Below are 7,275 nucleotides of genomic sequence, written 5' to 3' on the forward strand. Positions count from 1 at the left end.
GGGGGCCGGGCGGGCCGGGGCGGTACGGCCGACCGGCCGGTGCGCCCCCGGGCGGGGGCGGCGGCGGGCCGCTGCCCGGCCCGGCGCCGCTCGATGAGGGAGACGGCGTCCGGGGGCAGCCAGGCCGAGGCCGTGCCGCTGTCGTCGCCCCCGCCGGAGGCGAACAGGTGCGGGCCGAGCTGCGCCTGGAGGTCGGCGGGGCTGGGCCGGTGCTCGGCCGCCATCTGCATGCAGGAGTCGATGAGCGGGTGGAGCTCGTCCGGCAGGCCGCCGAGGTCGGGGCCCTCCCGCAGCAGCATGAAGACGGTCTCGACGGGGTTGGCCCCGTGGAAGGGGGCGTGCCCGGTGGCGGCGAAGACGAGGGTGGAGCCGAGCGAGAAGACGTCGCTGGCGCCGGTGACGCTGCGGGAGTCCCTGGCCTGCTCGGGGGACATGTAGGCGGGCGTGCCGACGGCGACGTTGGTCATGGTCAGCCGGGTGTTGGAGACCCCGGAGGCGATGCCGAAGTCGATGACGCGCGGCCCGTCCTCCACCACCAGCACATTGGACGGCTTGAGGTCGCGGTGCACGAGCCCGGCACCGTGGATCGACTGGAGCGCCTCGGCGATGCCGGCCGCCAGCCAGCGCACGGCCTGGGCCGGGAGCGGCCCGCACTCGTTGATGATCTCTTCGAGCGAGGGCGCGGGGACGTACGCGGTGGCCAGCCAGGGCACGGCCGCCCGCGGGTCGGCGTCGACGACGGCGGCCGTGTAGAAGCCGCTGACCGCCCGTGCCGCTTCCACCTCACGGGTGAAGCGGACACGGAAGAGCTGGTCCTCGGCCAGCTCCGTGCGGACCGTCTTGATCGCGACCCGTCGGCCGGACGCCGAGCGGGCGAGATAGACCAGTCCCATGCCGCCGGCCCCGAGTCGGCCGAGCACCTCGAACGGGCCGATCCGTCTCGGGTCGTGCTGTGTGAGCTGCTCCAACTGGCCTGCCACCTCCCCGTGGGGGCTCGAAAGGATTGTTCCGGCCCCGTGCAGCGTCTCACCGCGAATTATCCCGGGGTACGCCCCCTGATTCTCCCTGGCCCGGGCCCCGGTGGCGAACCCGGGTCACGCTTCGGCGTGTCCATGGCGAAAGCGGAAGTTCCGCCCCCGGCCCCGGGCACGCCCGCCCCCGGCCCGGCGGGCGCCCGGCCCCTGCCCACACCCGCCTCCCGCCCTCCCGCGCCCCCTCAGCCGTTCTCCGTCCGCGCCGGATCGACGACGGCGAAGTCCGCCCCCTGGTCGTCCGTCAGCACCGCGAACCGCCCGTACGGGGAGTCCTGCGCCTCCCGCCGGATTCGTCCGCCCAGCCGTCGCGCCGTACGGCACGCCTCGTCGCAGTCGTCGACGACGAAGTAGACGAGGAAGTGCGCGGGCATCGCCGCCGGGAAGCCCGGCTCGTCCATGACGGCCCGTCCGCCGACCGCGTGCTCCGGGTCGAGCGGCTCCCCGGCCGGCGTCCAGACCGCGTAGTCGAAGCCCGTCCCCTCGACCAGGTCGTGTGCCGTGAGGCCGAAGACCCGTTCGTAGAAGGCGTCCACGGCCGCCGCGTCCCGCGTGTACACCTCGGTCCAGCCGTACGCGCCGTGGGTGTCGCGCTTCTCGAAGCCCCGGTGGTCGCCGGCCTGCCAGACGCCGAAGACGGCGCCGCCCGCGTCGGCGGCGAGCACCAGCGTGCCGTGCCGGCCGATCTCCATGGGTCCGGTGACGATCTGCCCGCCGGCCGCCCGGATCCGGTCGGCGGTGGCGACGGCGTCGGGCGAGGAGAAGTAGACGCACCACGCGGTGGGCATCCGCCCGTCCGGCTTGGGTGCGAGGGCCGCCACGTTGGCGCCCTCGTGGAACGCCTGGACGTACACACCGAGCCCCGGATCGCCTTCCTCGAAGGTCCAGCCGAAGAGCTCGCCGTAGAAGCGCTTGCCCGCCTCGACGTCCGGCAGGGTCACGTCCGCCCAGCACGGCATGGTCCGCGGGGCTCCGTCCGTGGCTGCGCCCATGGCGCCCGCTCCCTTCCTTCCGCACCGCACGCTCCGGCCCGTGCGGCCCGGCCGGGCCGCACGAGGTGTCGCACCGGCCACGGTAGCGACGGACGCCCGGTCCCGCCCGGCCGCCGGAAAGGACCGCGGAGGCCCGGGGGAACTCCCCGGAAGGAGCAGCGACGGGTCCGGGCGCCCCGGAATCGGGCGCCGCGACGGGCCCCGGACCCGGTCTCCGCACGGTGAAGTCCACGACTTGTCGATAAGACAATTCACCGGTACGGGCCAATCCCCGGGACCCCGGAATTCGCCCCCGCGGAAGGGCCCTGACCTGCTTATCCACCCCTATTCGGACCCCCGCCCCCATTTGCATGCGACCGAATCGCGCTCCGATCACCCCTCGGTAAGCTGACGGCATGACAGGACAAGTACGCACCGTCGACGGCCGGGTGGCCGGCCGCCGAGGTCAGGCGACGCGACAGAAGCTGCTCGACTGCCTCGGGGAAATGCTCAGCTCCTCCCCCTACCGCGACGTCAAGGTCATCGACGTCGCCCGGCGGGCAGGCACCTCGCCCGCGACCTTCTACCAGTACTTCCCGGACGTCGAGGGCGCCGTTCTGGAACTCGCCGAGGACGTGGCGAGGGAAGGGACGAGTCTCACCGGACTCGTGGCCGGGCGCTCCTGGGCGGGGAAGGCCGGACGGCAGACCGCCGAGGAATTGGTGGACGGTTTCCTCACCTTCTGGCGGCGGAACGACGCGATCCTGCGCGTGATCGACCTGGGCGCGGCCGAGGGGGACCGGCGGTTCTCCAAGATCCGTATGCGGATCCTCAACGCCGTGACCGATTCCCTCACGGATTCGGTCAAGGAGCTCCAGGCCAAGAAGAAGGTGGACAAGGACGTCAGCGCGGCCGCCGTGGCGGGCTCGCTCGTCGTCATGCTGGCGGGCGTGGCCTCCCACCAGAAGGGGTTCCAGGGCTGGGGCGTCAAGCAGGCCGAGCTCCGGCCGAACCTCGCGCTCCTGGTGCACCTGGGCATCACGGGCAAGAAGCCCGCGAAGTAGCGTACGCCCCCGTCCTGTCAGCACGACGGCGGGCCACCGGGACCGACGAAGCCGGCCCGGTGGCCCGCCGTTCGCGCGTCCGGGGCCCGTCGCGGCGGCGTCAGCCCTTGTTCCCCGCGGTCTTCTTCAGCATGTAGCGCTTGCCCGAACCCTGCTTGCCGATCTCGTGGAAGATCCGCGGCTCCTTCGTGGTGCCGCTGACGCTCCAGTTCTTCTCGTACCGCCCACAGGAGTCGATCTTCAGGCCGACGCCGATCACCTTGCCGCCGTCCTTCACCGGCGTCCAGGTGCCGGATCCGTTGCAGTCCTGGATCCGGTCCTTGCCCATGCCGTCCCACTCGAACTTGTCGAGCCCGTCGGCGACCGCGCTCCCGTCCTCCTTCAGGCGGACGGTGCCGCCCCGGCCGTCGTCCCAGACGCCGGCGATGTCGGACCGGTGCAGCTTCGGCGGCTGGTAGACGGTGGCGAGGCCGGTCCCGTACACGGTCGCGCCGATCGCGCCGACGGCCAGCCAGGCGAGGGCGCCGTCGCGGATCACCCGCCGGGCCACGCTCCCGGGGCGGCCGCCGCGCGTCCGGCGGGCGGCACGGCGGGCCGCGAGGGCCGGGGGCAGCAGGCCGACGGTGAGCGCGCCCCACCAGATCAGATAGGACAGCGGGCGGGCGGGCGCGAGGCTTCCGAGCGCCGCCACGGCACCGAAGACGACCACCAGCGCGGCGGCCACCGCCGGTACCGCCCCGACGGTCCACCACCGGCCCTCGGGGCGGCCCGCGCGCCGGGCGGCACGGCGGGAGAGCTCCAGCGCGGGCATCACGGCCGCCGCGGTCACGAAGCCGCTGAGCAGGACGGTGAGCAGCAGGACGCCGAGCGCCACGGCGACGGCGAGCACGGGACCGCTCGGCAGTCCCTGGTGTTCCCGGGAGAGCAGGACGAGCACACCCGTGCTCGCCGCGACGACGACCTCCGCGCAGAGCGTCGCCATCGAGGCGCAGAACGCCGCGCCGAAGCCGTCCGGGTGGCGCGGTGGGCGCGCCCGGTCCTTCCGGCCGTCCGTCCCGTCGGAGTCGTCAGGTGCGGCCGTCGTCGCATCGTCCGGTATCGATTCCGGATCGGCTTGCTGTGTCATGTTCCGCCCCTCTCTCCCTGAATGATTCCCCCGGAGGCCAAGAGGTTCCGTGGCGAGGGGTGCCGGGACGGCCGTCGCCCCACCGGCCCTCGGTGGAGAGGCCCCGACGCGTCGTCGCGTCCGGCCGCCGGCCACCCGAAGGGTCATTGTTACCGAATGACCCAGGTTGACCCGAATCCCAAGAGGGACGAAAGGGGCGAGTGACCGGGGATCACGGCGACGCGACGGGCGGGGGGACCGTCGGCGGGAAGGACCGCGCGGGCGCTTACCCGGACGGCAGGGGCCCCGGATTTGTGGCCCACATCACGCATGGAGGTTTCGACGAGCACTTACGGGCCATCCGGAAAAGGGCGAGCCGACGGCGGCGCACCGATGCGCACCCCGAGCACGGCACCGCACGCCGCCGCCCGGCTCCGGCGCCCGAGCCCTGCTGTCGCGCCGGAACGCGACCCGCACTCGCCAAGCCGTCCGGGGTCACCTGGGCGTCTCGACGTCCCCTCGCAACGAATCGCTTCATCCAAGGGTGATCACGTGAACACTTCCCGTCAACACCTGGTCTGGACTTTGCTCCCTACGCCCCATTTGTGACGGCGTGTTGTGGCTCAAAAGCACTGTTCCAGCGAGGAAGAGCACGCGCCGGGGCCGGCCGGCGGTCGACCTCGCACCAGATGCGCTTGCCCGAGCCCTCCTGCTGCCAGCCCCAGCGGTCGGCGAGGCCGTCCACCAGCTCCAGCCCCCGGCCGCCCGTCTCGTCCCCCTTGGCGCACCGCCGGCGCGGGGGCCGGGCGCTGATGTCGGCGACCTCGACGCGGACCGTGCCCGCCCCGGGCCCGGCCGCCGGCCCGGCGGCGCCCGCCGCACCGGGGAAGAACATCCGCAGCACGGCCGGACAGCCCGTGTGCACCACGGCGTTGGTCACCAGCTCGGAGATCAGCAGGATCAGCGTCTCGGCCAGCGGCTCGTCGACCCCTATCCCGGAACCCGCCAGCCGCGACCTCGCCCACCTGCGGGCCCGCCCCACTTCCGCGGGGTCGACCCCGACCTCCATCTGCATTTGAAGCACCTGCACCGCTCACACCATCCGAACCGGCGGACACAACGCCTCGCGTCTCCAGGGGATCACGCAACGTGACTCCCTTACCGCACAGCATGATTGACCCACAGTTACCCCAACAACCACTTCAGGGATATTCCGGCGCAAAGGAGTATCCACGCCACACGCTGTGCGAAACACACGGCGCGGACTCGAACACGGGGGAATCGCGACCTCCATGCCGATACGAGCACAGGACATTCAAGGGAGAGTACCCGAGCCGAACCCTACTCCGGTGCGTGACGAGTTCCACGGAGAACACAACTCGATATCAACTCAGCGTGATCATTCCGTGGGCCTGACGCGGTATTTTCCGGGCCCCGATTACGGTGCGCATTTCTGTCGCTCAGAATTTCGCCCGAGCGAATTTCCGGATGGTTACCACCCGTGTTCGGTCCAAGAGCGTCCACGAGGGAACACCGCGCCGGGAAGGAAGAGCGGACGGCCGACGTGGGCGTTCGAATCCCGGAGATCCCCGGCGACTCCCTTCCGTGACCACCGATCCGTCCGGGCCCGTGCCCACCGCCCGCTCTTCCGTGCGGACGCGGCTCCGAATTCCGCGCGGAAGAGCGAAGAAACTCCGCCAGGAAAAGCAGGACTTGACGCTCCGTCAGGCGGAGGACGCCCGGTACGTGGAGGTCGCCTGGGCGAAGAAGGTGTCGACCGAACGCTGACCGTCCATCGGGCCCAGCACCTGCACCACGTGGTAGCGCCCGCCCACGATGACGGCCGAGTTGCGCACGTACACCTGGCGCCCGCTGCCGTCGTTCCAGTTGAAGGTGCCCTCCGCGCCCGCCGTCCGGCCCACGTCCTTCCGCCGCAGACCGGAGGAGCCGGACCAGGACGAGGAGCGGAAGGCGGCGAGCTCCGGCTCCCTCTCCTGCTGGTACGCCATCGGATCGGCCCCGAACTCGGACACCTTGTCCCGGCCCGGCACCACGATCAGCTCGAAGTCGCCGCCCGCGTAGACGACCTGGCCGCGCTCGTTGTCCCCCCGGCGCTGCCACTCCCGGGAGACGGCGACCGTGAAGCCCCTGGGGTCCCGGCGCAGGGTGAAGCCCCTGGCCACGCCGCCGGTTTCGGCGACCGGCTCGTCCGCGGTCTCCCCGGAGCCGCCGGACGTACCGCCGGCCCCCGGCGCGGCGCTCAGCGCGTCGGCCGTCCGCTGCTGCCCCTGCCCGGCGCCCGCGCTCTCCGAGGCGCGCGGCATGAACAGCAGCGCGTAGAGCACCGCGCCGACGAGCAGCAGCAGGACGGCGCCCAGCAGGAGCCGCCCCAGCCGCTGGGCCGGCGGGGGGCCGTACACATGCTGTTCCTGAAGGTGTCCCGTCGCGGGGAACGCCCCCGGCACCTGCGGTCTGCCGCGGTCCCGGTCCGCCCGCTTGTGCCGGCCGTGCGCCGCGGGCGCGGCGGCCCCGCGTCCCCTGCGGCGGCGCACCAGTTCGCCGCGGCGCCGGACGATCGGCAGCCGGGCGTTGCCCTTGGCGGCCGGGGGGTCGGCCCGGTCGCCGGTGTCGAACGCCGGGACGGTGACCGTACGGCTGCCGACGTCCGGCTCCGGGGCGGACCGGATCAGGGAGCGCAGCCAGCCGCGCAGCTCCTCGAAGTCCGGCCGCTCCTCGGGGTCCTTGCGCATCAGGGACTCGACCACCGGGCGCAGGGCGCCGCACTCCTCGGCGTAGGCCGGGGGTTCGGAGCAGACGACCTGGACGAGCTCGGCGGTGCTGTCCTCGGGGTACGGGGCGTGGCCCTGCACCGCACGGAACAGCAGGGCGCCCAGGGCCCAGAGGTCGGCGGCCGGGCCGACGGGCGGGGCGAGCTGCCAGTTCTCCTGGACGGGCCAGGCCTGTTCGGGCGCCCAGCGCTCGGTGACGGGCCCGACGACGAGCATGCGCGCCTGCCGGGCGCGCTCCGCGGCGAGCGCCCCGGCGGAGTCGGCGGGCCGGCCCCAGCCGTCGGGGGCGGCGGGCGGCCGGGCGGCCGGGCCGTC

5 protein-coding genes and 1 pseudogene are annotated in these 7,275 nt (G+C 73.1%); 1 reads left to right on the top strand and 5 read right to left on the bottom strand.

Annotation, left to right across the window (positions count from 1 at the left end):
- Together HN013_RS31955 and HN013_RS31960 are read right to left on the bottom strand one after the other, a co-directional pair.
- Nucleotides 1-968 (bottom strand): serine/threonine-protein kinase (locus HN013_RS31955; protein ID WP_249375687.1); only part of this gene is annotated, 968 nt, incomplete at its 3' end.
- 248 nt (nucleotides 969-1,216) lie between these two features.
- Nucleotides 1,217-2,023: a VOC family protein gene (locus tag HN013_RS31960; RefSeq protein WP_171172488.1), complete on the bottom strand. Its 807-nt coding sequence runs from the start codon at nucleotides 2,021-2,023 to the stop codon at nucleotides 1,217-1,219.
- A gap of 395 nt (nucleotides 2,024-2,418) precedes the next feature.
- Here HN013_RS31960 and HN013_RS31965 point away from each other — a divergent pair, with 395 nt between their 5' ends.
- Nucleotides 2,419-3,066, top strand: a complete 648-nt coding sequence (locus HN013_RS31965; RefSeq protein ID WP_171172490.1) for a TetR family transcriptional regulator — start codon at nucleotides 2,419-2,421, stop codon at nucleotides 3,064-3,066.
- A 100-nt stretch (nucleotides 3,067-3,166) separates the two neighbouring features.
- Here HN013_RS31965 and HN013_RS31970 read toward each other — a convergent pair whose 3' ends face one another.
- From HN013_RS31970 to HN013_RS31980, 3 genes and pseudogenes are all read right to left on the bottom strand, one after another.
- Nucleotides 3,167-4,192, bottom strand: a complete 1,026-nt coding sequence (locus tag HN013_RS31970; protein ID WP_171172492.1) for a hypothetical protein — start codon at nucleotides 4,190-4,192, stop codon at nucleotides 3,167-3,169.
- A 571-nt stretch (nucleotides 4,193-4,763) separates the two neighbouring features.
- Nucleotides 4,764-5,261 (bottom strand): ATP-binding protein, encoded by a 498-nt coding sequence (locus HN013_RS31975; protein ID WP_171172494.1) that lies wholly within the window; start codon nucleotides 5,259-5,261, stop codon nucleotides 4,764-4,766.
- Between the two features lie 634 nt (nucleotides 5,262-5,895).
- A pseudogene (locus tag HN013_RS31980) lies at nucleotides 5,896-7,275 on the bottom strand (serine/threonine protein kinase); the annotation flags it as partial.

The sequence above is a fragment of the Streptomyces sp. I05A-00742 genome (genome assembly GCF_013055795.1).
Taxonomy (GTDB): Bacteria; Actinomycetota; Actinomycetes; order Streptomycetales; family Streptomycetaceae; genus Streptomyces.

Coding starts and splice junctions, on each gene's coding strand:
- HN013_RS31965 (WP_171172490.1), top strand. CDS start 2,419: ATGACAGGACAAGTACGCACCGTCGACGGCCGGGTGGCCGGCCGCCGA.
- HN013_RS31970 (WP_171172492.1), bottom strand. CDS start 4,192: ATGACACAGCAAGCCGATCCGGAATCGATACCGGACGATGCGACGACG.
- HN013_RS31960 (WP_171172488.1), bottom strand. CDS start 2,023: ATGGGCGCAGCCACGGACGGAGCCCCGCGGACCATGCCGTGCTGGGCG.